Source organism: Paenibacillus mesophilus (assembly GCF_005938385.1).
Classification (GTDB): Bacteria; Bacillota; Bacilli; order Paenibacillales; family NBRC-103111; genus Paenibacillus_AB; species Paenibacillus_AB mesophilus.
In genome coordinates, this window is record NZ_VCRA01000029.1 from 58168 (window position 1) to 83157 (window position 24990).

26 protein-coding genes are annotated in these 24990 nt (G+C 54.1%); 21 read left to right on the forward strand and 5 right to left on the reverse strand.

Annotated elements, in window-relative coordinates; all coding sequences use genetic code 11:
• Nucleotides 1–5: 5 nt before the first annotated feature.
• The 3 genes from FE783_RS30980 to FE783_RS30990 are packed head-to-tail and all read left to right on the forward strand — an operon-like array spanning nucleotide 6 to nucleotide 2804.
• Nucleotides 6–758, forward strand: a complete 753-nt coding sequence (locus FE783_RS30980; protein ID WP_138883272.1) for an RraA family protein — start codon at nucleotides 6–8, stop codon at nucleotides 756–758.
• A gap of 38 nt (nucleotides 759–796) precedes the next feature.
• Nucleotides 797–1699: an N-acetylneuraminate lyase gene (locus tag FE783_RS30985; RefSeq protein WP_138883273.1), complete on the forward strand. Its 903-nt coding sequence runs from the start codon at nucleotides 797–799 to the stop codon at nucleotides 1697–1699.
• 13 nt (nucleotides 1700–1712) lie between these two features.
• Nucleotides 1713–2804: a sialidase family protein gene (locus tag FE783_RS30990; RefSeq protein ID WP_158302140.1), complete on the forward strand. Its 1092-nt coding sequence runs from the start codon at nucleotides 1713–1715 to the stop codon at nucleotides 2802–2804.
• A gap of 73 nt (nucleotides 2805–2877) precedes the next feature.
• Here FE783_RS30990 and murQ read toward each other — a convergent pair whose 3' ends face one another.
• Nucleotides 2878–3792, reverse strand: a complete 915-nt coding sequence (gene murQ / locus FE783_RS30995; RefSeq protein WP_138883275.1) for an N-acetylmuramic acid 6-phosphate etherase — start codon at nucleotides 3790–3792, stop codon at nucleotides 2878–2880.
• Nucleotides 3793–4325: 533 nt separating this feature from the next.
• Here murQ and FE783_RS31000 point away from each other — a divergent pair.
• From FE783_RS31000 to FE783_RS31025, 6 genes are all read left to right on the forward strand, one after another.
• Nucleotides 4326–5183 (forward strand): MurR/RpiR family transcriptional regulator, encoded by an 858-nt coding sequence (locus FE783_RS31000; RefSeq protein WP_138883276.1) that lies wholly within the window; start codon nucleotides 4326–4328, stop codon nucleotides 5181–5183.
• 276 nt (nucleotides 5184–5459) lie between these two features.
• A complete protein-coding gene (locus tag FE783_RS31005) occupies nucleotides 5460–6641 on the forward strand; it encodes an exo-beta-N-acetylmuramidase NamZ family protein (protein ID WP_238403323.1) in 1182 nt (393 codons plus the stop codon).
• Nucleotides 6642–6672: 31 nt separating this feature from the next.
• Nucleotides 6673–7626, forward strand: coding sequence for a GNAT family N-acetyltransferase (locus tag FE783_RS31010; RefSeq protein ID WP_138883277.1), 954 nt, complete (start codon nucleotides 6673–6675; stop codon nucleotides 7624–7626).
• A gap of 30 nt (nucleotides 7627–7656) precedes the next feature.
• Nucleotides 7657–8367 carry a PIG-L deacetylase family protein gene (locus FE783_RS31015; RefSeq protein ID WP_138883278.1) on the forward strand — a complete coding sequence of 237 codons (711 nt, stop codon included), beginning with the start codon at nucleotides 7657–7659 and terminating at the stop codon, nucleotides 8365–8367.
• 225 nt (nucleotides 8368–8592) lie between these two features.
• Complete coding sequence (locus FE783_RS31020) at nucleotides 8593–9186, forward strand: DUF975 family protein (protein WP_138883279.1); 594 nt, start codon at nucleotides 8593–8595, stop codon at nucleotides 9184–9186.
• A gap of 186 nt (nucleotides 9187–9372) precedes the next feature.
• Nucleotides 9373–11028: a GMC family oxidoreductase gene (locus tag FE783_RS31025; protein WP_138883280.1), complete on the forward strand. Its 1656-nt coding sequence runs from the start codon at nucleotides 9373–9375 to the stop codon at nucleotides 11026–11028.
• Nucleotides 11029–11085: 57 nt separating this feature from the next.
• Here the strand turns inward: FE783_RS31025 and FE783_RS31030 are convergent, their stop codons facing one another.
• Nucleotides 11086–11499, reverse strand: a complete 414-nt coding sequence (locus FE783_RS31030) for a DUF1259 domain-containing protein (RefSeq protein WP_138883281.1) — start codon at nucleotides 11497–11499, stop codon at nucleotides 11086–11088.
• Between the two features lie 248 nt (nucleotides 11500–11747).
• Between FE783_RS31030 and FE783_RS31035 the strand changes: the two genes are divergently transcribed.
• Nucleotides 11748–13148: an MATE family efflux transporter gene (locus FE783_RS31035; RefSeq protein ID WP_138883282.1), complete on the forward strand. Its 1401-nt coding sequence runs from the start codon at nucleotides 11748–11750 to the stop codon at nucleotides 13146–13148.
• Between the two features lie 80 nt (nucleotides 13149–13228).
• On the opposite strand, the gene FE783_RS37755 is transcribed toward FE783_RS31035, so the two are convergent.
• Both FE783_RS37755 and FE783_RS31040 read right to left on the reverse strand, forming a co-directional pair.
• Nucleotides 13229–13396, reverse strand: coding sequence for a hypothetical protein (locus FE783_RS37755; protein WP_158302141.1), 168 nt, complete (start codon nucleotides 13394–13396; stop codon nucleotides 13229–13231).
• A 15-nt stretch (nucleotides 13397–13411) separates the two neighbouring features.
• On the reverse strand, nucleotides 13412–14167 hold the full coding sequence (locus FE783_RS31040) for a hypothetical protein (protein ID WP_138883283.1): 756 nt from the start codon (nucleotides 14165–14167) through the stop codon (nucleotides 13412–13414).
• 535 nt (nucleotides 14168–14702) lie between these two features.
• Between FE783_RS31040 and FE783_RS31045 the strand changes: the two genes are divergently transcribed.
• From FE783_RS31045 to FE783_RS31075, 7 genes are all read left to right on the forward strand, one after another.
• Nucleotides 14703–15659 carry a hypothetical protein gene (locus tag FE783_RS31045; protein WP_138883284.1) on the forward strand — a complete coding sequence of 319 codons (957 nt, stop codon included), beginning with the start codon at nucleotides 14703–14705 and terminating at the stop codon, nucleotides 15657–15659.
• Nucleotides 15660–15692: 33 nt separating this feature from the next.
• The gene (locus FE783_RS31050) at nucleotides 15693–16427 is read left to right on the forward strand and encodes an ABC transporter ATP-binding protein (RefSeq protein WP_138883285.1); all 735 of its coding nucleotides are present in this window, start codon (nucleotides 15693–15695) and stop codon (nucleotides 16425–16427) included.
• Nucleotides 16420–17172 carry an ABC transporter permease subunit gene (locus FE783_RS31055; protein ID WP_138883286.1) on the forward strand — a complete coding sequence of 251 codons (753 nt, stop codon included), beginning with the start codon at nucleotides 16420–16422 and terminating at the stop codon, nucleotides 17170–17172. Before FE783_RS31050 ends, FE783_RS31055 begins: the two co-directional genes overlap by 8 nt.
• A 71-nt stretch (nucleotides 17173–17243) precedes the next feature.
• A complete protein-coding gene (locus FE783_RS31060) occupies nucleotides 17244–17696 on the forward strand; it encodes a hypothetical protein (protein WP_138883287.1) in 453 nt (150 codons plus the stop codon).
• Between the two features lie 126 nt (nucleotides 17697–17822).
• Nucleotides 17823–19343: a sensor histidine kinase gene (locus FE783_RS31065; protein WP_138883288.1), complete on the forward strand. Its 1521-nt coding sequence runs from the start codon at nucleotides 17823–17825 to the stop codon at nucleotides 19341–19343.
• A complete protein-coding gene (locus FE783_RS31070) occupies nucleotides 19340–20029 on the forward strand; it encodes a response regulator transcription factor (protein WP_138883289.1) in 690 nt (229 codons plus the stop codon). Before FE783_RS31065 ends, FE783_RS31070 begins: the two co-directional genes overlap by 4 nt.
• A gap of 81 nt (nucleotides 20030–20110) precedes the next feature.
• Nucleotides 20111–20614: a DUF2269 family protein gene (locus FE783_RS31075; protein WP_138883290.1), complete on the forward strand. Its 504-nt coding sequence runs from the start codon at nucleotides 20111–20113 to the stop codon at nucleotides 20612–20614.
• Nucleotides 20615–20683: 69 nt separating this feature from the next.
• Here the strand turns inward: FE783_RS31075 and FE783_RS31080 are convergent, their stop codons facing one another.
• Entirely contained in the window at nucleotides 20684–22741 is a 2058-nt protein-coding gene (locus FE783_RS31080; protein WP_138883291.1) for an alpha-galactosidase, read from the reverse strand.
• Nucleotides 22742–22858: 117 nt separating this feature from the next.
• Between FE783_RS31080 and FE783_RS31085 the strand changes: the two genes are divergently transcribed.
• The 4 genes from FE783_RS31085 to FE783_RS31100 all read left to right on the forward strand — a co-directional run bounded on the left by FE783_RS31085 (nucleotide 22859) and on the right by FE783_RS31100 (nucleotide 24623).
• On the forward strand, nucleotides 22859–23725 hold the full coding sequence (locus FE783_RS31085) for a helix-turn-helix transcriptional regulator (protein WP_138883292.1): 867 nt from the start codon (nucleotides 22859–22861) through the stop codon (nucleotides 23723–23725).
• 100 nt (nucleotides 23726–23825) lie between these two features.
• The gene (locus FE783_RS31090; protein WP_138883293.1) at nucleotides 23826–24230 is read left to right on the forward strand and encodes a nucleotidyltransferase domain-containing protein; all 405 of its coding nucleotides are present in this window, start codon (nucleotides 23826–23828) and stop codon (nucleotides 24228–24230) included.
• A gap of 16 nt (nucleotides 24231–24246) precedes the next feature.
• Nucleotides 24247–24417 (forward strand): HEPN domain-containing protein, encoded by a 171-nt coding sequence (locus tag FE783_RS39045; RefSeq protein ID WP_420799782.1) that lies wholly within the window; start codon nucleotides 24247–24249, stop codon nucleotides 24415–24417.
• Nucleotides 24418–24434: 17 nt separating this feature from the next.
• Nucleotides 24435–24623 (forward strand): hypothetical protein, encoded by a 189-nt coding sequence (locus FE783_RS31100; RefSeq protein ID WP_138883295.1) that lies wholly within the window; start codon nucleotides 24435–24437, stop codon nucleotides 24621–24623.
• The last annotated feature ends 367 nt before the right edge of the window (nucleotides 24624–24990 follow it).

Sequence of the window (24990 nt, forward strand, 5' to 3'; positions counted from 1 at the left end):
TGGAAATGAGCGAACAACGTTTAAGCTGCAGCGAATTGTTGAAATTGAAAAGGTGGAATACGCCGACCGTTTATAACGGCTGGGAAGCTATCACGAATCAAGACATTACGAAAGGGTTCAATACGGAGGAAACGCGGGACTTTATGCCGCAAATGGGGCCGATGATCGGCTATGCCGTAACGGTGCAGATCGAGCCTGGTAATCCGGCTCATCCGCGAAACAATCCGAATGCGTGGAGCGAATACCGGCAATATGTGGCCGGACTCCCCGGTCCCAAAATCGTAGTCGTTCAAGATTTGGATGCTCCCCGGGTTGTCGGTGCGTTCTGGGGCGAAGTGAACAGCAATATTCACCGCGCGTTAGGATGCGTCGGCACGATTACCGACGGGGCGATCCGCGATCTGGACGAAATGACTAACGCCGGCTTCAAGGCGTTGGCCCGCAGAATGTGCGTCGGTCATGCTTACAGTACGCCGGTCCGTTGGGGATGCGAAGTCGAAGTGTTCGGCTGTACGGTCAGACCGGGCCAGCTCATTCATGCCGACAAGCACGGGTTCATGGTCATTCCGCACGAAGACGAGCGTCGGCTGTTGGATGCCGCCCGCTTCATGGACGACAATGAATGCGATACGCTCATTCCCGCGGCCAGAAGCTCCTCGGGCAAGCCGATGCAGGAGCTTCTTCGGGAAATCGATGCTGCGGGCAAACAATTCGGTATTCACGCGAAGCGGACTTTCGGCAATTCGGGAGAATGGTAAGAACACTATAGAGAGAATCGGATAGGATTGGTGAAAGCATGCTGCCACTTAACAAAATGCAAGGAATCATTCCGGCGCTCATTACGCCATATGACGAGTCGGGCGCGATCAGCGAACCGACCGCACGCAAGCTTGTCCGTCATTTGCTGGAGAAGCGGGTGGACGGCTTCTATGTGAGCGGCAGTACGGGCGAAGGTTTCCTTCAATCGGTCGGGGAGCGCGAGCAAATGCTGGAAATCGTCGTGGACGAGGTGCGGGGAGCCGTACCCGTCATCTCCCATGTCGGCGCGATGGACACGGACACTTGCGTCAGGCTGGCGAAGCATGCGGCGCGAGTCGGCGCCGATGCGGTATCGTCGGTTGCTCCGTTTTACTACAAGCACGGTCAGGAGCAAGTACGCGGGCATTATATCGATATTGCGCTGGCGGCTGACATACCGCTTATTCTGTACCATTTCCCTGCCATGACGGGCGTGCAGTCAACCGTCCGCTTTTACGAGGAATTGTCCAAGGTTGACCGCATCGTCGGAGTTAAGTTTACTTCCAAAGATACGTTCGAGCTCCAGCAGCTGATCGAAGCATGCGGGCCGGACTTCCGCGTATTCAACGGGCCGGACGAATGTTTGCTCGCGGGGCTCGCGGTCGGCTGCTGCGGCGCTATCGGAAGCACGTACAACATTATGCCGGACTTGTTCGCGCAGCTGTACCGGAAGTTCCGGGAAGGCGATTGGGCCGAGGCGCGCAGGCTGCAAACGGACGCGAACCGGGTTATCGCCGAATTGCTGAAATACGATTTCATCGCGTTCGAGCGGGAAATATTGCGCTTGCAAGGAATCGACGTCGGCTTGCCGAGAAAACCGATTCAGCAGCTGACCGGCGAAGAGCGGCTGCAAATCCGCCGGTTTGCGCAGCAGTTCGAATTTTTGGAGTTGAACCGATAAGGAGATGGAGCTTGTGTCCAATTCATATATCCGGTACATTTCGGTAGCCGAGGCCGGGGCAGGCAATCCGCGCAACGACACGGCAAGCATCGTTCCGCTCCAGGACGGGCGATTGCTGCTCGTTTGGCACAAATATGAGGACGGACCCGGGGGAGGTAGCGATTTCGGGCTGTGCCGGATCTATGCCAAAACTTCACGAGACGGCGGATTGACTTGGGGCGAGGAATCGATGCTCGTCGACGTCCATCCTGGGGACCATAACGTACAGGCACCCGGCCTATGCCGGCTGCCTTCCGGCGATCTGCTTCTACATTGCCTCCGCGGTCATCATGGCGCGAACAGCTCGAGCATGTGCCTTTTCCGTTCCTCCGACGAAGGCGAGACGTGGGTCGATGCGGGCAGCATATGGGAACGGAGCGCGGGCCAATGGCTGCAGGGCGGGGCCAACAATATGAACGTCCTTAGCGGCGGACGATTGCTGCTGCCGTTTCACTTCGGAACGGGGCATCAAGGAAGCCAGCATAATACGATCGGCTGTTTCTTAAGCGACGATGAGGGGCGCACCTGGCGCCAGGCGGGCGGTACGGTCGATTTGCCGATGAGAGGCGCCATGGAGGCATCCGTGGCCGAACTGGCCCCGAACGGCGGAGAGCTGATCATGTCGATACGGACGCAGCTTGGAGCGGTGTTCCTGTCATACTCCGGAGACTGGGGGGAAACGTGGTCGTTGCCGCAAACGTCCGGAGTGCGTGCGCCCGAATCATGTACATGTGTGAGACGGATTCCTTCTACCGGCGACTTGGTATTGTTTTATAACGGTAGCGATTATAATCCGGCCAGGCATCATTACGGGCTGCGCACCCCGCTGTCAGCCGCGCTGTCCCGCGACGACGGAAGCACATGGCGTAAAATAGGCGATATCGAAACGGGACCGTACGAATACATGAATGTAAACTGCTTGATGACGGAAGCGGGGGATGCTCTCTTGACTTACGCGAAAGTGGTGGATCCGCAACTGGTGCAAGACGATAAGTCGCTTCCTTTCGAACGGAAAGGCTTGGATTTGTGCCTGGCTTTGATCGGCCGGGAATGGATTTACAAGTGATGCGATGAAGCTCGGCGACATAAGAAACCGCCTCTTACCGATTAGGAATTCGGTATGGGGCGGTTTATTTTTACTATTCGTCTGAGCGGCCGAGCCGGATCGCTTCGCGGACGAAGCCATGCGACTGCTCGAGCAGCGTGGCGGCCTGCTCGTAAGGGGAGTTCGTGGCGATCATGACGGTAGCCGTCTTGACATGTCCGTTCGTAGCTTGGAAAGCCTGCTCGACCTCGTCCTCCGGAGCGCCTGTAGCCATGCGGATCATCTGCTTGGCCCGGTTGACGAGCTTCACGTTCGTCGCCTGCATGTCCACCATCAGGTTGCCGTATACTTTGCCCATTTGGATGAAGGAAGCGGTTGTCAGCATATTCAAAATCATTTTCTGCGCCGTACCCGCTTTCAGCCGGGTGGAGCCGAGCACCGCTTCCGGCCCGACAACGGCCTCGATTGCGATATCGGCGTGCCGGCTCATCGCCGTATCCGGGTTGTTGCATACGCAGATGACGGCAGCGCCCGCCGCTTTGGCCCGCTTCATGGCCCCGATGACGTATGGGGTGCGCCCGCTTGCCGCGATCCCTACTACAACATCATGTTCCCCGACGCCATAGCGTTCGATATCCTGCGCTCCCATCTCTTCGTTGTCTTCAGCACCTTCCACCGCCTTGCGGATCGCCGTATCTCCACCGGCAATAATGCCTTGGACCAGCTCGGGATTCGTTCCGAACGTAGGAGGACATTCCGAAGCGTCGAGGATGCCGAGCCTTCCGCTCGTTCCCGCTCCTGCGTAGAACAGCTTCCCGCCAAGCCGGAACCGGGCCACGATCAGATCGACCGCTTTCCCGATCTCGGGAATCGTTCTCCTGACGGCTGCGGCGATCAATTGGTCTTCATCATTCATAAGCTCGAGCATGCGGACCGTGGACACCCGATCGATGTCTCGAGTCCGTTCATTTTGGCGTTCGGTAATCAATCGTTCCAAAGAACTATTCATAAAGGTCCCTCCGCAGCTGTGTTCTCAAAGATAGCATCGAGAAGGCTGGTCTATTGTATAGAAAACCGTCAATGTCTTTTCCTAACTATAAACGATAACGATAGGATTGTAAAATATTTTTTTATATATTAACTATTTATTGAAATTTTATTTCACTGCGCTATAATGGGTTTGTGGTTGAAATTTTGTTTTTCATTTAATGGAACAAATGATTTAAAATTTTAAATTCAATGAAAGCGCTCGCCGTTCCATAGTTTTCATACACGGTTATTATGTCGGCAGCATACGTGCGCGGCACGATGAATTCGGGCCTGAAAGAGTAGCGTTTGAATTGCGCACTTCAAAACGGATACAATGAAAAGAAGAAGATGGACATGACCGAACAGGCGAAACAAGCATTTTTTGGCATTCAGCGCAAGGCGCCCGTCTATTTCAAGCGGTTGCAAGTATTATGGTGCAGAAGGGCGGCCTGAACAAACGGCTGCAGTGGTTTGAATAAGACGTTTGATTCAAACGGTAAAGGTGGAATCGCATTGAACGGCGGACTGGTTCGCATTAGGGAAATGGTGCAGCACATTACGCCATCGGAGCGTATTATCGCAGATTACATTTTGGCCCATCCGCAACAGATGGCGAGCATGTCGGTCGCCGACTTGGCGGAACGGAGCGGAGGCAGCCAGGCGGCGATCATCCGGCTGTGCAAGTCGCTAGGTTTCAAAGGCTATCCGGAACTGAAGATGAAAGTAGTCGGCGACCTGCAGACGCAGGAGACGTACGAATACCGGGAATTCAGTCCGAACGATCCGATCGGGACGATCGTGCAAAATGTGTCGCACAACAATATGCAATCGATCCGGGATACGATGAAAATATTGGATCTCGGCCATTTGAAAAGGGCGGTCGAAGCGCTGAGCAAAGCGAACCGCATCTTCTTCTTCGGCACCGGCGCGTCCAACCTGATCGCGCAGGACGCCCAGCAAAAATTTCTGCGCATCAACAAAGCGTGCTTCACCTTTACCGATCCGACGGTTCAGTTGACCGCAGCCGTCACGATTCAAGAGGACGACGTCGCCGTAGGCATCTCCTATTCCGGAGAGACGAAGCCGGTCATTCAAAGCCTGATCTATGCGAATGAAGCCGGAGCGGCCACGATCAGCATTACCAAATACGGCAATACGACGCTGGGAGGCGTGGCGGGCATCCCGCTGTATATCGCTTCGACGGAGAACGAAATCCGCAGCGGGGCGATGTCGTCGCGGATTACGCAGCTTAATTTGATCGATATTTTATATTTGAGCGTAGCGAGCTCCAACTATGAAGAGTCGGTTGAATATTTGGAGCGCAGCCGCAAGGTGCTCGGGGATATGGAGAAGATCGAGACGAGGAAATAAAAGCCGTTGCGGCCGCTATCCGAATAGACGCGGGTGCGGCTTCTTCGCGCTCGCGATCGCTGCCGCAGGGGGAGTTGTCCGTTCGGACGGGCTTGACCGGCTGCGGTTGGCATTGTTGCGCGCAAGTGTAAAATATTGTTTTATATTTTAATATAATAATTGAAATATTGTTTCATAGTGCTATAATGGGGCTGTAGCGATTTAAACTCATTTTTGGCACCGATTCATAAGAGGCAGCAATAAAGCGAATATTGTAACGGAGTGGAGGTAACGGAGTTGGAACTTTCGAAGCTGCAGTCTGTACGATCCGGAGCCGACCGGTTGGAGCAATCCGCATTGGCTTATTTGGCCGGCAAACGCATCGGAGTATTGACGAATCCTACCGGCATTACGCGGCATTTCCGGTCTACCGTCGACGTATGTGCAGGACAGTCGGCCGGGAAGCTGACCGCCTTGTTCGCTTGCGAGCACGGCATACGCGGGGAGCGGCAGGCGGGGCTGCTGTTCGAGGATGAAACCGAACCGGCATTGGGTATTCCCGTGTTCAGCCTGTATGGGAAACATCGGGCGCCGACGCCGGAAATGTTGGAGACGGTCGATGCGATCGTGTTCGACTTTCAGGATTTGGGCGTACGGTTTTATACCTATTTGACGACTCTTATTTATACGATGCAGGCTTGCGCGAAAGCGGGCAAGGAGCTGATCGTGCTGGACCGGCCGAATCCGCTCGGGGGCCGGAATGTGGAAGGCGGCATCCTGCGCGACGGTTATCAATCGATGGTCGGAGGATGGCCGGTTCCGTTCCGCACGGGCTTGACGATCGGCGAATTCGCCAGACTGATCCAAGACCAATCGGAGCCGAAATGCAACCTTCAAGTCGTTCCGCTGGAAGGATGGCGCCGGGATATGGAATATCCCGAGACGGGTCTGCCGTGGGTCATGCCTTCGCCGAATATGCCGACGATGGATACGGTGCGCGTATACGCCGGAACGTGCTTGTTCGAAGGAACGAACTTGTCCGAAGGACGCGGAACGACACGGCCGTTCGAAATGATCGGGGCTCCGTGGCTGGACGCTGGACGAGTCGCCGATTCGATGAACCGGCGGGGACTTCCGGGAGTTACTTTCCATCCGGTCTACTTCACGCCGATGTTCTCCAAGCATAAGGGCGAATTGTGCGGCGGCGTTCAGGTGTATGTAAACGATCCGGCGGAGTACCGGGCCGTAAGGACGGGACTTTATTTGCTGGAGCAAATTCAGGAAATGCACGGAGATCATTTCTCCTGGCTGCCGCCGTTCAAGGAAGGCTCAAGAAGTTTTATCGATCTCCTGACCGGCAGCGACAAAGTGCGGCTGACGCTGCACGAGCCGGGGGACGCGGAACGGATCGCGGACGAATGGGACAGAGAAGCGGCGGAATGGGCCAAGACACGCGAAGCCTATTTGCTGTACGAATAAGGAACTTTAACGGAATAAAGGAGAGATAGTCATGGCTGAAATCAGCTACCGGCATTACGAGCCCGGAGATGAGGCGGCGATCGTGGGCTTGTGGAACGAATGTCTGCATCACGATCCGATCACTCCGCATAGATTCCGCAACATGGTGCTGCTGGACGCCAACTTCGATCCGGAAGGACTGCGGCTCTCGTTCGAAGGAGAGCGGCTGATCGGAGCGGTGTACAGCTTGAGACGTTTGCTCCCGATGCACGGGACGGAGCTGGAGCCGGACAACGGCTGGATCACGGCCTTCTTCGTGGCGCCGGATAAGCGCCGGCAAGGAGTCGGCAGCCGCTTGATGCGAGACGCCTTCGAATTTTTGATGAACCATGGCCGCAAGCACGTGTTTTTCTCGTCCTATGCTCCGAACTATTTCGTTCCGGGCGTAGATGCGGACAGCTATCCGGCCGGCTACGAGTTTTTGCAGAAGCTCGGCTTTAACCGGCTGTATTCCCCGGTGGCGATGGATTATCCGCTCGTCGGCTATTCCGTGCCCGAGGATATTAAGGCGCTGAAGCGCGAACGGGAAAGCGAGGGCTACACGTTCAGGCTGGCGCAGGACAGCGATCTGGTCGAGGTGATCCGTTTCGCGACCGACGCCTTCAACCCCGATTGGGGGCGCGCCATACGCGAAGGCGTGCTGCGGGGGCTGTCTCTGGGCGCGATTCATGTGGCCCGCGAGAAAGGCAAGCTGGTAGGCTTCTGTATGCACGGCGGGTACGAAGGCATCCTCGAAAGATTCGGCCCGTTCGGCGTCGATCCGTCCCAGCAAGGGAAAGGACTCGGTAAAATTTTGCTGCACGACTGTCTGGCCAATATGCGGGCGCAAGGGCTGCACGGAGCCTGGTTCCTGTGGACGGGGGAGACGACGACGGCCGGGCATTTGTACAAGAAGCTGGGCTTCGGGATTACACGGCGTTTTCACGTATGCAAGAAAAGCTTCTAACCTAAGTACAGCAACGAGAGGAGAATAGGCATGTCCGAGCAACAGAAGCATCATATTTTGGCGATCAGCGCGCATGCGGGAGATCAGGAGCTGACGGCGGGTGCGACGATAGCGAAATATACGCAGGCGGGCCACAAGGCGACATTCCTGCATTTGTCCCCCGGCGAGAAAGGCCATCCGCGCCTGTCCCCGGACGATTACGCCAAGCAGAAAATCGAGGAGTCGTATAAGGCCGCGGAAATTCTCGGCGCCGACGTGCGGTACTTGCAATATAAAGATGCGGAAATTCCGGTCAACGATCAAATCAAATACGAGGTAGCGGACATTATCCGCGAAGTAAAGCCGGACATTATCATTACGCACTGGAAGCACAGCATTCATAAAGACCACGCCAACACCCATGCGATTGCCGAGGACGCGCACTTCTATGCCGCTCTGAAGACGATCGAGCGCGAGCTGCCGGGCCATTACGCGAAGAAGCTGTATTTCTCGGAAAACTGGGAGGACATGCACGAATTCGTTCCGGAAGTGTTCGTAGACATCCCGGAGGAGGCGTTCGAGGCTTGGATTAAAGCGCTCAGCGTATACGCCTTCGCACGCGGGGAGACGTACGGATTCCCGTACATCGACTATTACAAGGCGCTGACGGTCGTCCGCGGGGCACCGGTATACTTCAAGCGAGCGCAAGGCTTCATGGTGCCGAGAGGCGCCCTGAACAAGCGACTGCAATGGTTCGAGTAACCGAATACGACAATAGGGCCGTTTCACGCATCCGTTCCAGGTGCGGGGGCGGTCTTTTTCGTTTATGGGGTTATTTTGCGCCTCTCATGGAAAAGCTTCGGCATGATGGCATATGGGACAAAGCGGTGCGAATATACTCCAATAAAAGTTGCCGGACGGCCAGCCCGGGTCTCGACGGTGCTAGGTCCTCCCGCGACAAATTTCGATAACGGAGGAATCGTACCGATGCCGACCAGTGCCGAGTTGCGTGCGATCGCAAGAAAAAGTTTGAGCGGGAATTGGCTTCCCGCCGTAGGCATTACGCTCTTGTATACAGTCATCATCGGAGTGCTGTCGTACATACCTTATATCGGCGGAATAGGGGTGCTGCTGCTGGGGGGACCGCTTACGCTCGGTCTCATTACTTACTTCGTCAGGCTCGTTCGCAACGAGAGGCCGCTCGTCGGTGTACTGTTTAACTCGTTCGACCGGTTTGCCGTCTCGTTTCTCGTTTATTTGCTCGTTCAGATTTTCGTCTTCCTCTGGTCGCTGCTCTTGATCGTTCCGGGGATTATCGCCGCATTGCGCTATTCCCAGGCATTCTTCATTTTGCGGGAAAATCCGAAAATCGAGGCGATGGATGCGATCCGGCAAAGCAAGGAAATGATGAAAGGGCACAAAGGCAGATTGTTCGTGCTGTACTTGTCGTTCATCGGCTGGGCGATCCTTGCTTGCATTCCGTTCGGACTCGGGTTCATTTGGCTGTATCCGTACATGCTGGCCGCCCAGGCGGCGTTTTACGAGGATCTGAAGGGACGTACCGTCATTACGAGCGATTGATAATGGAAGCGGATGCGCGGGAACGGAACAGAATCGTCCGGGTGCGGGGAGCTTGCGCAAGCAAGCTCTCTTTTTGTTGTTTTCGGTCCAACGGCATAGGGTCTGGCACCAAATATTAAATTTCACAATATTCTACAATGGGCTGTAATTTGAAAATAGTCCCATAAGGACACAAGGAGAAATGATATGAGCAATAGGAAAGGTGTCAATAATTCCTTATCCTTCGATTACATTGTAGTCGGTTCGGGTCCCGCAGGCGCGGTGATTGCAAAAACGCTGGCGGACAATAAAAGGAGCTCCATTCTTCTTTTGGAAGCGGGAGAAAACAAGGACAGGGATATCCCGATCCGAAATTCCGCCTTCGCCCTGGAATTGGAGGAGGAATTTTTCCCGAATTATTTCTGGCAAGGGGAAGGCGTCCCCCAACAAAATCTGGATGGACGTTCTTTCGAGTGGACGACGGGACGGCTATCCGGAGGAGGATCTTCCATCAACGGAGAACAATATGTAAGACCGACAGCGGCTGTCTTACGGGAATGGGAGAGACTGAACGGCCCGTTATGGTCGCCTCGAAGGGCGCTTCAACGGTTTAAACGGCTTGAAAAATATAATGGAAAAACGAATAACCGAAACGCCCATGGCTATCACGGAAAAATTAACATTCGCCAAGCGCCGGCGAATCCCACCCGAATGGCCGACAAACTGACCAGCGCCATTGAGCGTGCTACGGGCTTTACAAGAATCCTCGACTACAACGATCCGAAAACGCCGATGGGGCCCTTTACCAGATGGCAATTATATCAGCAGCCGGACGGCAGGAGGGAGAGTTCGTCGACCGCGTTTCTGCGATCAGGCATTGCGTCCTCTGCCATGATCGGCTCAGGGGACCGCAAGCTTCGAATTTTTTATAAAACTACCTTGTTACGCGTGCTGTTTTCCGGAAAGCGTGCGGTTGGCGCCGAATTTCTGAAGGAAGGCCGTCGCGTTATAGCCTATGCGAAAAAGAAGGTCATCCTTTCGGCCGGGATCAACAGTCCGCAGCTCCTCATGCTTTCGGGAATCGGGCCTGCGGCCGACTTGAAAAAAGCCGGGATCCGCGTAATTTTCGATAATCCGAATGTAGGGAAAAGACTGCGAAACCATACGCTCAACTTTGCTACATTTACGACAAACCCGGAAGACCGTCCGCTTCCCCGGTCGGATCCGGATGCGCTATACACGGGAGGGGCTTTCCTTCCGGATCCGACACCCGGAGAAAATCCCGCTCGCCGCGGTGTTCAACTGATAGGATTAGGCTCTGAAGACTCGCTTACTCTCGCTATTCTTTACTTAAGGCCCAAAAGCCGCGGGTCGATTCGTATTCAGAGCAAGGATCCTCTGCAAATTGTCCTTGCCAATGAAGGATTTCTGGATGATCCCCGCGACCTCGAAACCATTAAATTGATTTACCGCACTTATATTCTGGATATCGCATCGGAGCTTTCGGCGATTGACGGAGCGTATAGGCTCATATCCCCTACAATCGAGACGATTCACGATGACGCCAAGCTGGAAGAGTTTATTAAACAAACCTTTGAACATAATCATCATCAGCAAGGCTTCCTTCGAATGGCTCCCTTTAGCAAGGGGGGCGTGACGGACAGTCGCGGACGCGTTCATGGAGTTAGCAATTTGATTGTTGCAGATGCCTCGCTCGTCCCTTTCACGGTAGACGGCAATACGTCGGCTTCAGCCTATTTGATCGGCTACACGATAGCCAAGCAGATTAGGGATCACAAAGTCCGATCGCCTTCGCCCAAGAAGCGTCTGAACAAACGAGTAACGGAAAGGGAACAAGAATAATATGAAACAGCGCGGTTTTATTCGCGCTGTTTCTTTGTGAAGACCTTACATGCATCTTTATCCCAGAAACCGAATCGATTCTTTCGTTTTCCTGGCAAATGCAATCGGATTATCGATCGATTCCCAGTGAATATACATTAAACGGGGTCTTTCGTTCAGCCAGTGATTATGAAGAGCAGTAACTGTAATCCCTCGCCTTTGCAAATTGCGGATTAATCGATTGGCCTGATTTTGAAAGAGTGCGGTTTCCCCGAGGCAAAGGGCACGCCCGGAACTGTCAAGGGATTCGAAAGAGAATAATTGATATCGCACCAATGGAGACGTTGTACGGCGTCCCAAAATGGTTGCATTGAGACGTCTGGCGCGGCTCACAAAACAAACCGGGCCTGGATCGATTTCATGCTCGCCGCCCAATATCCGGGCAAACTGGTTGCACAGTCTTTGAAATCGTGGACTTACCTTAACCGCCATATATAAATTCCCTCCTTTTGTTTGGTCCAGTGTATGATCAAACCTAAATAGGGGAGTGGGCGATGAGAATACGGGTCGGGCCTTTTTTTGAATACCGCGAAGCAGGGCTGGAACAAGGCGGCAGCCTTTAAGGCCGCTTTTTGTTTTTGCAAATCATTACCTTATGCGCGCAAAGCGAAAGTATGCTATGATACGTTTGCTTACATAAATTTGCTTTCGTCCTGCAAAGCGTAAGGAAAGGTGACATCATGACGGGCTCTCCGGAACGTTCGGCACCGGCGGCGACTCGCGATATCGGCTTGTTCCGGCTGACGTGGCCGATTTTTCTCGAGCTGCTGCTGTTTCTGCTGATGGGCAGCGTAGATACGTTCATGCTCAGCCGCGTCTCGGACAATGCGCTTTCGGCGGTCGGGGCGGCGAATAACATTATTATGATCGCGATTCTCGTGCTCGAGGTGATCGGCAACGGAGCGGCGATCGTCGTAGCGCAATATATCGGTTCGAGACAGCTATATGAAGCTTCCAAAATATGCGCCGTCGCCATTACACTGAACGCCATAATCGGCTTGGCCTTGAGCGCTATATTCCTATTATTCGGCAAAAGCATGCTGACGGCCATGAACTTGCAAGGCGACATACTGGATTACGCCGACACTTATTTGTTCATCGTGGGCGGGGGCATTCTTTTACAAGCGCTGATCAACATTGTGGCGGCGATCATCCGCACGTACGGGTTTACGAAGGAAACGATGTTCGTCTCGCTCGGCATGAACGTCATTCATGTAATAGCCAACTATGCGCTCATTTTCGGCCATTGGGGTTTTCCCGAGATGGGCGTCGAGGGGGCGGCGATTTCCACCGTTGCGAGCAGGCTTGTCTGCCTCCTCGTGTTCGTATGGCTCATGTACCGGCTCATGGAGGTGCGGATTATGTGGAGCCAGTATTTCAAGCTGCCGCTAGCCTACGTCCGCAAAATATTGAAAATCGGCATCCCTTCCGCCGTCGAGCAAATCATGTACCACTCCTGCCAATTGGTGTTCGTGTTCTACACGACGTTTCTCGGGGCGACCGCTCTCGCCTCCAAACAGTACGCCGCCAACATTTCCATGTACATTTACTTGTTCAGCGCCGCTGTCGGTATGGGGACGGCCATTTTGACGGGGAGACTCGTAGGCGCGAACCGGCAGGACGATGCCTATCGCCGGGTATGGTCCAGCGTGAGGTGGGCGCTTGCGATTACGGTCCTGATCGACTTGGCCGTCATCGCGTTCCGCGAGCCGCTGCTCGGGCTGTTCACGGATAACCCGGACATCGTCCGGCTCGGGTCGCAGGTCATCCTGTTCAGCCTCGTGCTGGAGACGGGACGCACGTGTAACATCGTTATCATCAATTCTCTCAGGGCGGCGGGCGATGCGATCTTCCCGGTGTATATGGGCATCATTTCGATGGTCGGGATCAGCCTCCCGCTCGGCTATTTGCTCGTATTCCAATTGGACCTCGGGCTCGTCGGCATATGGCTCGCGATTGCGGCGGACGAATGGATCCGCGCGGTCATTATGTTTTTCCGCTGGCGAAGCCGGGCTTGGGAGAAGCACGGTCTGGTCGAGCGCAGCATGCTGGAGCAGCCTCCGGCCGGAGTTTCCCTGTGAAATCGGTAAATGCAATCTATAAATTTGCAACATTAAGAAGCCCTTTAGCATTTGCTAAAGGGCTTGTCCGGTTTATATATTTATTTTGCTTCTGCCATATCGTATTCCTCGATTTTACCTCTTAGCAAAACCGTTCCGTGTTTCGCGTTCGTCTGAGCGGGCTTGTCCGAGTGCTTGACTTTACGAATAACCCGCACACGAGGCTTCTTGGACATATCGCCAAACAAGTGCTTCATAAAGATAAACATCTCGCATCCCTCCTTCTATCTATAGTTTACGACAAATCGTACCAGCTTGTCCATATGGCCCAGCATCGTAAAAGGATAAACGATTTGCCCCCATTCCTCAATACGGGACTCCAGGTCAACGGGCTGTGTAATAGCAATCAAGCAACCGAGCTTTAATAACTCGCCTCTATTTCTAAAGAACAGTAACGTATCCGAATCGCTGTGAGGGAATTTCTCTTTTGCTTGCTCCCAGGTCGGGTAGGTCTGAGCTGTCTCCAACAAAATACCGATCGCTTTCAGATCGATTCGATCTTGGTCCGTTGTGGTTTCCCGTCCCCAACGCCAACTTGTGAGCCGCTGTCTTCCCCCGCGATCATTAGTAACCAAAACGATTCGTACATCCATTTTATTCAAATGAAATAGGTTGCTTACGTCATCTAATAAAGCATCGAAAAGGCGATTTACCTTGTCTGCTTTTAAATCGGCGGATATTGCCCGATCGGGAATCGACTCTATCAGATCGGCAATCATACTATCATAATCATTGGGGGACTGATATTGCGTCGTTGGGGCAGTTGCCTGCCGTCTATGTACGAGAGAAGCAAGAGCCGTCCACAGAATAATCAAAGGCGCTAAGTAAAGAAATGAAAGGATTGCAAATTTGATTCTCCCGTCGAATGCTCCGGATGCTTTCCATTTAACTAGAAAGTCCAAGGGCTTGGATAGAAAATCATTCAAAGCAAACATTTCTTCGACAATTGCCGGAAGAAGAACGAGAATAAAGATCCACAACAATAGTTTCCTTATCCATGGCTGGAAAAATAGTCGTTTTATATTGGAAAACAATATTTTCACACTCCAATAATTGTTTTCGTTATTACCACTATACAGTTTCTGAATTTTATGGACAACATGGAGAGTATTGAAATAACCAGAAAAGATCACCTGGAATACGAGGTGACCTGGGTTTATACCATATAGATTCTAAAACGTGTTATTTTTGTTTTCCGCGCAGCTGGATCGTGCCGTGTGTTGCGGAAGGAATCGGCTTGTTTGAACGAATATCAAACTGAACGACATCCCTGCTAGTGTCCGATCTTAGCACTCTACTGTCTGTATAATCGAGTCGTAATGACTCTTTTTTCTTCCGTCGAAACATAAACAATCCCCCTTAACCTTATCTTGGCCAACACTATCTTTGTTTAAACGTTCGATCATGATGGTAAAGGTCCGCACGATTTTATACTTTTTTTAGACTTCTTTTACGGCGGTTTAAGACCTCCCGGCTATGATTAGGTTGTAGGACAAATAGCGGGAGGGATATAGGATGAACAAGAAATGGATCGCAATGGGAGCGGGACTTGGAGTAGGCGCGATTATGCTGACCGTAAGCGGCTTGACGGCAATGGCCGGAGCATCCGGGTATGACGCGTGGAAATCGGCGCTGAAGCAGACGAAAACGGCGAGCAGTATTGCCGGTACCGTTCAAGTAGCCATTACCGACAACGGGACGAAGCTGGCGGGCGTCGAAGCGGCGTTCAAGAAAGGCGACAGCGGCGCGGCAAGCGCCGAAGTGAAGCTTGATTCCGGAAGCGCGGCGCAAGGATTGAAGGTGTACCTGCAGGACGGCAAAGCTGTGCTGAAGGCGGACAACAGCGACGTCTATCAGGTGGCGGAGCATGGAAAAGAGGACGGGAAAGGCGGCCCCGGGTGGAAGCGCGGGAGCGGAGACTTTAAGCCGGACCCGGCCTTCGCCGAAGGGGTGGAACGAGTATTCGACGCGCTCGCGGGAAATTTGAAGGACAGGGTGGAGCTGGAGACGAATGCGGACGGCAGCAAGCGGGTATCGCTCCACCTGAGCGGCAACCAGGTGCCGGTAGCGGTCAACGCGATCGGATCGTTCGTGATCGGCAACGTCGCCGGCGGCGGTCATTGGGATCATGAGAAGCAAACGTCCACGGGAAAAGAGAGCGGCGCCCACGCCTTATTCACGCCGGATATGAAGCCGAATTTGCCGAAGCTGACGCAGGACATCCGGATTGAGGAAATCAAGCTCGACGCGACGATCGACAAGAATAATTACTTCGACGACAAGTCGGTGGAAGTGCGCATTGCCGGCAAAGATGCGGCCGGAGCCGCGCACAGCGTCACGATCAAGGCGGCTGTCGACTTGAACGGCGTTAACGCCACGAAGGCCGACTCGGTCGATTTGACCGGCAAGAAGGTGGAGAAAATCGAACGGGAAGCCGGGCACGGGTCTCCGCACGAACGCAGCCGTCGATAAGTAAAACTAACGAATGGAGAGGAGCGGCCGGAGATGGAAACGATTCTGCAAGTCCGCCAATTGAATAAACGATACCGCAACGGACGCGGCGTCCGGGATGTAAGCTTCGAAGTGCGGCGCGGCGACGTATTCGGCTTGTTCGGCCCGAACGGTTCGGGCAAGACGACCGTGTTGAAAATCATCTCGGGGCTGTGCAGGGCGGACGGCGGGAGCGTTTCCTTGTTCGGCGTAGACGCGGCGGAACAATTCGAACAGGCGATGGACCGGGTAGGCTGCATCGTGGAAACGGCCGAGGCGTACGACTATATGAGCGGCCGCGATAATTTGAAGCTGGCCGCAAGGTTGTATCCCGACCTTCCGAAAACCCGCATCGACGAAGTGCTCGAATGGGTCCGGTTGACTCCGTACGCGAACGAGAAGGCAGGCGGATATTCGCTCGGTATGAAGCAGCGGCTTGCGCTCGCCGCGGCGCTGCTGAACGAGCCGGAGCTGGTCATTCTCGACGAGCCTTCGAACGGGCTCGATATCGAGGGGACCGTCGAGCTGCGCGAGCTCATCCTGCGTCTTTCCGAACAGAACGGCACAGCCTTTCTCATATCCAGCCATCAGCTTGACGAGATGGAACGGATTTGCAGCCGGATCGGCTTCATGTACGGCGGCGACTTGATCCGGGAAGGCGGAGTCGACGGATTGATTGACGGCGGGAGCCTGGAGCAGGCTTATTTGTCGGAAATTCGCAAAGCAAAGGAGAGCGCCGCCCATGTCTAACTGGTTCCGGCTGTACGCCAATACGCATAACGAGACGGCGAAAATGTTTCACCAGACGAAAACGAAGCTGACGCTCGTGTTGACCGTGCTTGTGCCGGTGCTGGCCGCTGTCGTTCTGGGCAAGCTGGAGTCGGGCGTCGGCATCGCGCTTGGCCGCGATTTCCCGCAGCTCATGCTCGGCCTGTTCACGGCGGTATGGCTCCCGCTGTTCCTGTTCATGGCCGCAGCGGAGTCGTTCTCCGGCGAGTATGCGGCCCGGACGATCAAGCTGGTGCTGCTGCGCCCGGTATCGCGGGCCAAGGCGTTCGCCTCCAAGGTGCTGGCGCTGCTGATCTATTTGGCGATACTGCTCGCCGTCGTCTGGATCATATCGGTCGTGTCCGGGCTCGTTCTGGACGCCGGGACGACGTTGTCCGGCCTTCCGGATTCCGTTGCGGCTTATGCGGCCGCCTTCCTAGCGATGTCCGCGATCGGCATCGCCGCCTCGTTCGTTGCGCAATGGCTGCGCAGCGGCGTAGGCACGCTCGCCTTGTGCGTTTTCCTGTACGTGGCGGCGAAGCTGCTGCCCTTCTTCTTCCCGGATGCGGCCGTTTGGTCTTTCCTGACTTACACGGACTGGCATACGCTGTGGGTCGGGGACGCGGCGTCGGCCGGCAAGCTGCTGCAAGTATTCGTTTTCCTGCTGGCCAGTTGTATGATAAGCTATACGGCAGGCTGGTATTTGTTCGAGAAAAAATCGTATTAGGTCCCCCAAAAGTGGAGGAGCTGCCGCTTGCCGACGAATGAGTTCGGATGAAGGAGTAGGAGAGGATGTTCATGTGGGAACCGTTTCTGCCCAAGGAAGCCGGCAATGATTATAGGGGATATGCGATAGCCAAGTGGGTGTTCTTGCTGCTGGCTGCTGTCGGGTTCGTCCGCAGCTGTATTCATCTGCTCGCGCCGGACGGCGGAGCGGGCAGCATTGCTGGGATGGACGTATCCGTGGCGGGCGGGGACGGCATCATTTTTGCGTTCTCGCTGTGGGGTAGCGCTCAATTGCTGTATGCCGTGATCCAACTGGTCGTCTTCTTCCGCTACCGGACTCTGATCCCGTTCCTGTACGCGCTCATGTTCGTCGAAACCCTGCTGCGCATGCTCGTCGGACGGATGAATCCCGTTGAATTCGCCCACACCCCGCCGGGTGCGATCGGCAACTACATCATGCTGCCGCTGGTGGCGGTCATGCTGGTTCTGTCGCTGAAACGGAAGAGTAAGCGGGAGCAACGTTAGAGGGAGTCCCCGCAACCCGCCCCCCAAAAGTGAAGAAGGCCTTCGCGGCGTAATCCGAATACTTTTGGGGGAGCCCCCGCAACAAGTTCCCCAAAAGCCAAAAACAAAAGAACGGGAGAAATGCTTATGTCGATTCGCAAAAAACTGCTATTGTCCAACTTTGGCATGGTATTGATTCCGCTCGTTTTGTTTTTCCTCTGCATTATGCTGCTGTACGGGCTGTTTATGCGGGATATCTCGACGATTACGGGATATTACGGGGCGGATGGGGCGACCCGGGAAGGAATTGCGGTGGTCAGGGATAAGTTCGAGCAGCGCAACGAGCTGTTCGCCGGCATCAGGTTCATGGTCCGGTACAATCCGGAAATGTTGACGGACGGCGCTTTCCTGAACGATATGGACGCGACTCTCGGCGACACGAAGGCGGGTATCGTCATTACAAAAAATGGAGCGCCGGCGTTCGTCTCCGCATACGTGAAAGATCTGGACATCGGCAAGCTGGAATCGTTCGATGCGGAGCGCGACAAGTCCGAACCGCATCACGGAGACGTTCCCCATCTGCGAAACGGAGACCGTCAATATTCGTTTGAACGGCTTGATTTCACTTTTTCCGACGGAAAAGGCGGCAGCGTCTATTTTTTGACCGACATGAGCCCGTTAGCGAGCTTCGTCCCGAAAATGATGCCGACGGTGGCCGGGGTGCTTCTGCTCATCCTGTGCCTGACGAACGGCGCGCTGACGATAATCGTCTCCCGCAGCTTCATCAAGCCGCTGTATGCGCTGAAAGGAGCGGCGGAGCAAATCAAGGAAGGCAATCTCGATCACGGATTGACGCTCGGACGCAAGGACGAATTCGGCGAGGTTGGCGCGGCTTTCGAAGAAATGCGCGTCCGTCTGAAGCAATCGATCGGGCTGCAGCTCCAATACGAAGAGAACCGCAAGGAGCTGCTGTCCAACATCTCGCACGATCTGAAAACTCCGATCACGGCGATCAAAGGCTGCGTCGAAGGGCTGCTGGACGGAATCGCGGACACTCCCGAGAAGCGGAACAGCTACCTCCGCATGATCGGCCGGAAAGCGGAAGATATGGACCGCGAGATCGACGAGCTGTTCCTTTTCTCGAAGCTCGATTTGAAACGGGTGCCGTTTCATTTCGAACGTTTGGAGCTGGCATCCTACTTGAGAGACCACGAGGAGGAACTGAGGCTCCAGCCGAGGAGCGCGGACGTCCAAATTTCGTATGAGCGGGATAGCGGGCGGAACGTCTATGTGCAGGCCGATCGCGAGAAGCTGCACCGCGTCATCCAGAACATCGTCGACAACAGTATAAAATATATGGACAAGGAGACGAAGCGGATCGATATCGTCCTGTCCGAGTCGCCCGGCGAAGCGGTCGTACGCATAAGCGACAACGGAGCGGGGATCGATCCGGAAGCGCTGCCGCACATATTCGACCGGTTTTACCGGGCGGACCCGTCGAGGAACGGGAGCAGCGGGGGCAGCGGTCTCGGGCTCGCCATCGTGAAGCAGATCGTCGAAGAGCATGGAGGCCGCGTCTGGGCGGAAAGCGCACCGGGTGCCGGAACGAGCATCCTATTCACCTTGCCGATAACGTCATCAGCAGAGAAGGGAGGGGTACGGGAATGAAACGCGTGCTGATTATCGAAGACGATCCGGTCATTTCCGAAGTACAGCGAGATTATTTGGAGGCCGGCGGCTTTCGGACGGAAGTGGCCGGGAGCGGGGACATCGGGCTGGAGCTGGCGCTCGCCGGCGGGTACGACCTGATCATTCTCGATCTCATGCTGCCGAAAACGGACGGCTTCGAAATATGCCGGCAAGTCCGCCAGGCGACGAACATTCCGATCCTGATCGTATCCGCCAAGAAAGAGGAAGTCGATAAAATCCGCGGCCTCGGACTCGGGGCGGACGACTACATTATGAAGCCGTTCAGCCTCGGCGAGCTTGTGGCGCGAGTGAAGGCGCATATGGCCCGTTACGAAAGGCTAGTAGGCAGCGGCGAGCGCAAGCCAGATGAAATTCGTATTCGCGGCATCCGCATCGACAAGCTTTCCCGACGCGTATATGTGAACGAGAAAGAAGTTCCGTTTACGTCGAAGGAATACGACCTGCTCGTATTTCTCATCGCGAATCCGAACCGGGTATTCAGCAAAGACGACTTGTTCCACAAAATATGGGGATTGGACTCGCTCGGAGACATCGCCACCGTTACGGTGCATATCAGCAAGCTGCGGGAGAAAATAGAAGCAGATCCTTCCAGACCACAATATATCGAGACGATTTGGGGCGTAGGCTACCGGTTTAACGTTTAGCCGCCCCTCCCGTACCGGCCCGATTCGGCTGCAGGCTCTTTCATAGCCACAGGCGGATGCTGCCTGAAAGGAGGTATAATTGTGAATAAAATCACAATGAATCAAAAAAAGCTGCTGCTGACCTTGCACATCTTGTTCTCCTCCATCATGCTCGGCGGTATGGTCGTTTTTCTCATTCTGAACATTACGGCGGCCGGCACGCGAAATCCGGACGTTTTCCGGGCTTGCTTCACCGTGATGCACGTTTTGGCCCGGACGTCGGTCCGCGCTTCCACGATCGGCACTGTCGTAACCGGCGTGCTGCTGTCCGTGCTGACGCACTGGGGACTGCTGAAATATTATTGGATTATCGCGAAAGAGCTGCTGACCGCGGTGTCGATCGGCCTCGGACTTGTCGGCATTTACATTTGGTCGTTGAAGGCTGCGGACTTGTCTACATCGGCCGCATTGGGTGCGCTGAACGATCCGGAATTTTTGACCAACCGGCTGTACTTGTTCGCCGGAATCGCCTTTCAGATCGCTTCGCTGGTCGCCATGTTCATGCTGTCCGTATTCAAGCCGTGGGGGAAACGGAGCTCGGCCTAGAAGAGGAGCCCGGGGAGGAGTACAGGGGTAAGCCTCCCCGGAGTGCAGCGCTTCCTTCAACAACAACTGCTATTCCTTTCCGCTATAGCGGTACAAGGCGAAGCTTAACGGCTCCACGAGCGAGATGCGGATTTCGCCGGACGACGACAAAGGAGTCTGCACGATTTCATCCGGGAATTCCAAAGGCTGTTGTCCCTCGGAGCGGGCCAAACATTCGAGCTGAATAGAGGAGCCGGCAAGCCGTTCGCCCCATAATCGGAACGAACCGCTCCGTTCATCGGTGAATTCCCGGAATGCGAGCAAATATCCTTCTCGGTCGCCGGTCATGCACTGCAAACCGGTCCAGCCCGTACCGTCAGGTTGGTTGCCTACGGGCAGAACGTGTCCGCGGCCCGTTTCCGGCTTGATCCGGTTGAATAAGGCGATCAGCGGCTGGAGCGTCTCGACCTGCCGCTCGGACAAGCCCGACAGCTCCATCCAGGCCAGCGGATTGGCGAACATCGTTACGGCGAAGGAATAGCCGATCCCACAGGCTGCGGGCGACAACGGATCTTCCTTGTACAGCGCCGCGTTGCGATCCGTGTTCAGGAATTCCATCTGCAGCCTGCCCGCGGGCACATAAGGCGACAGCATCCATATATTTCGCAGCGTCCAGTGCGGGTAGTAGCTCTTGAAATCGGTGTAGCGGTTTTCCAGGAACAGATTGCCCCCGGAAGTATGGTACAAATACCCTTGACGTTTGCCGTTCGTCGTATCGAGATTGAAATAAACGTCTCCTCCCGCATACCTCGTCATCTCATTCAGGATGCGCAGCAACCGGGATTCCCCGAGTTTGTTCCGGATGTAAATGCCGTCTATTTTGAAAAAACGCACCCCGTATTCGCTCCACAGCTTGATCAGCACATCCACATCTTTGCGCCAATGGGTGAAGTCGCCGGTCGAATCCGGGGAGAACCACAGTCCGAGCCGAATGTTCAGCTGCTTGGCGCGCTGCACGACGGGAGCAAGTCCGTTCGGAAACCGTTCGGGATGAACATCCCAAAAATCGGCGTTCCTCGAATAGTAATCCGCCCAGCTTCCCCCGGAAATGACCGAATTCGCGGTAATTCCCTTCTGCCAGCCGTCATCGATTTGAACGTGAGTAATGCCCAGACGGGCGGCTTGCTCCAGCTCCTTACAAATGAACGATTCCGTGACGCGACCGTCGCGGGAACGGTCTCCCCAAGTGTTGCTCATCACATAAGTATCGCTATCCGTGTTGCATGTTTGCAGACGGTCATGATATTCCCGGATCAGACGAAGCTGCTCCAGCTCGCTCCCGTGATACACCCCGACAGCGGAACCGTAGCACTCCACCCATTCTCCGTGAGCCAAGTCCTCGTCGGCAACGCCCGAGCCGGTTACCCAGAAGCGTCTTCCCGATACGCAGTAATCGCCGGAGGACGCTTGCAGCTGTCCGAAGGTGGTCGGACTTTCCTTCACGATCAGCAGCCCGTCTTTCGTCAAGCTGTTATGGACCGACAAGAAATTTCCCGCTAGCGGATGCAGCTCGCTGTCCGTATACAGCAGTCCTTCAGCCGAAGAAACGAGGTTGTTGTTCGTATCGGTTACATCGTGAAGAGCGACCGCCTTCCACCGGCAGTGCAGAGCCGCGAGAGGGATAAAGTCGACATAGTCCGCCGGGGATTTTGCTTTAGGGGCGGGGCGGTTTTCCTCCGGATCTATCGCAGCGCCATTTGAGTTCGAACGTTCGGGCTTCCGGTAAAACACCGTTTGACGGATGACAGGGAAATCGGGATAAACGCGAAGGCTCCACTGCACATCGAGCAAGCCGGAGGAAGCGGTTACGGTGACAAGCAGATGTTCGGGCCCGCGGCCGTTCTCGTTGTCGATTTGCTGCAAGACGTCATAATCCGTAAATTCCGCTATGGCCTGATGGACGAAAGAGCGTGCCGCGCTTGCCGCTTTCGGGTCAAGCCACTCGGTTTGTCTTTGCCGGTCCAGAAGGGACAACGGAAATACTCCTGCAGCCGCGAGGGACCATTTGCGTTCGATTCGCGAGTTCCCGATCGTCAAAATTCCGTCGGATAATCCTGCATAACAATCTGCCGCCGCCTCAAGTTTCATATGGAAATCCCACCATTCATGATAAAATATTGTTGTGCCTCTTGGTTACAGCAAGTGTAATGAATGCGGCCAATTTAAACAAGAGAACGATATTTCGTCGTGAAGGGGTAAATTATTGTGCTATCCTCTTACGGATTTCGCTATACGGAGCCGGCCGATGAGCTGCTGCGGATCTATACGATCGGCTACCAGCGGGTGACGGAAGCCGGCTACGATTTTCATGGAATGAAACGGAATGCGGAAGGCATGCTTTTTCAATATTCGTTGTCCGGTACCGGCTATTTGGAGATTGGGGGCAGGCGACACGCCGTTCCGAAAGGGCATGCGTTTCTCGTGGACATACCGGGAGACCATCGCTACTATTACGATCCGTCCGGCCAGAAGCCTTGGGAGGTGCTCTGGGTCCGTTTCGGAGGGCCGCTTGCGCATCCGTATTGGAATCAACTATGCGCAGGCGGGCACGTCCTTTCGTTCGAGCGGGAGTCCATGCCTATCCGGCTGCTGTTCCAATTGTACGGCGATGTGAAGGGGGCCAGGCTGAACGGCTCCGTCGAGCAGTCCGTCCGCTTGTATGAATGGCTCTTGAACAGTTGGGACCTAATCGTCAGGGGAAGCAAGCCCGATTCCTTCACGGATACCGCGGCTTTCCCCCATGCCGTTCAATATATGAAGGACCATCTGCACCGGGCGGTTACCCTCCAGGAAATTGCCGAAAGCGAGCGGTTGTCGAAGTATCATTTCTGCAAACAATTCCATGCGCGGCTGGGGATGTCGCCCATCGCCTATTTAAACAAGCTGCGTATGGAGGAAGCGGTATCGCTCTTGTCGACGACTTCTTTGCCGGTAGCCGATATTGCGCGATTGACCGGATTCGAGACGCCCGGCTATTTCGCCAAAGTGTTCAAACGGATCGTAGGCGGCACACCGACCGAGTATAGGGATAATAAGCACGAGCCCGCGGCATCGGTTATGCGCATTTATTGAGCGAGCCCGTCCGTTTCCTTTGATCGGATATAGCAGTATAATAAAGGAAAGCTGTTATCCATATTTTTCGCTTAAAAGTTGTATACGGAGGTGCTTTGTTATGGATATTGAAAGAGAGCTTCATGCGTATCTAAATGAAGCTGCCGCAGCAAGAAGTACTGTAAGTGTCGATAGGTTAATGTATTTAAGCATGAAAGAAAAGGAAGCGTTGAAGAAACTCATTGAAATGGCTGTTCATTATTTTGAATTAAAAAAGGTCATCTTGTTCGGCTCTAAAGCAAGAGGAGACCATAATAACGATTCTGATATAGACATAGTATTGCTCGTCGGAAATACAGTTGGTGCCAGAGAAAAAAATTTGCGTTCAGACATCTCCAGTATGGTTCAATTGAAGACGGACATTTACATCAGCTGCAAAATCTATAACGAAAACGATTGGGACAAAGGAAAGGACCTGCCTTTGCAACGAAGTGTCGAGAGAGAAGGAATCGTGCTTGAGTATTGATGATGCTGCCAGGGTCATGTTGAGGAAATCCGCAGCTGCCTTAAGATCGGCCAAGGCAAGTTTGGAAGTGACAAGCTACGATAGGGCTGTCAGCGATCTTTACTACTCGGCTTTTCAAGCAACAGTGGCACTCATGATCATTAGAAAGAAACGAGTACGAAACATACACACGTCAGGGCGTTTGTAAATAGGGAACTCGCGAATATGGGACTGTTACCCGTAGAGTTGGCCAAAATGTATAATAAGCTGATGGATCTTAGAGACGAGGCCGACTATTCGCCGGAATACGAAGTGTCGAGGGAGTCAGTTATCGAATTGATCCCGGCCGTGGAAAAGTTCAATTTGATTATGGAAGAGTTGGTGTTCGGAGCAGTTGGTGACGTAGGACGCTAGAATAGCAAAAGCCACCGGACTCACGCAGAAGCAGGTGGAAAATATAAAAAAACGGATGTAGTCCTACTATTGAAAAGACCGTACTTCTCGCGAAGTCGGTCTTTTTCCATTCAAGGGCTGCGTAGGTCTAATTGAGTGCTCTTCATCAGAGGCAACTGGAAAACCTGCTGTTAGTTTGACGCTTTTTCTATTTTTCGGCGTTTTAACGGGAAAACATGCAGTAGCGTTGCATTAAGGCTAACATGAAAATTTTCATTCTACAAATTGCTATATTTGTAAAATAAAGAACTGTTTTTCGTGGACAAAACCGAAAAAAAACTCCACTGTAGAGGGAGCAGGATATTCATCCATACACCCTATACAAAGG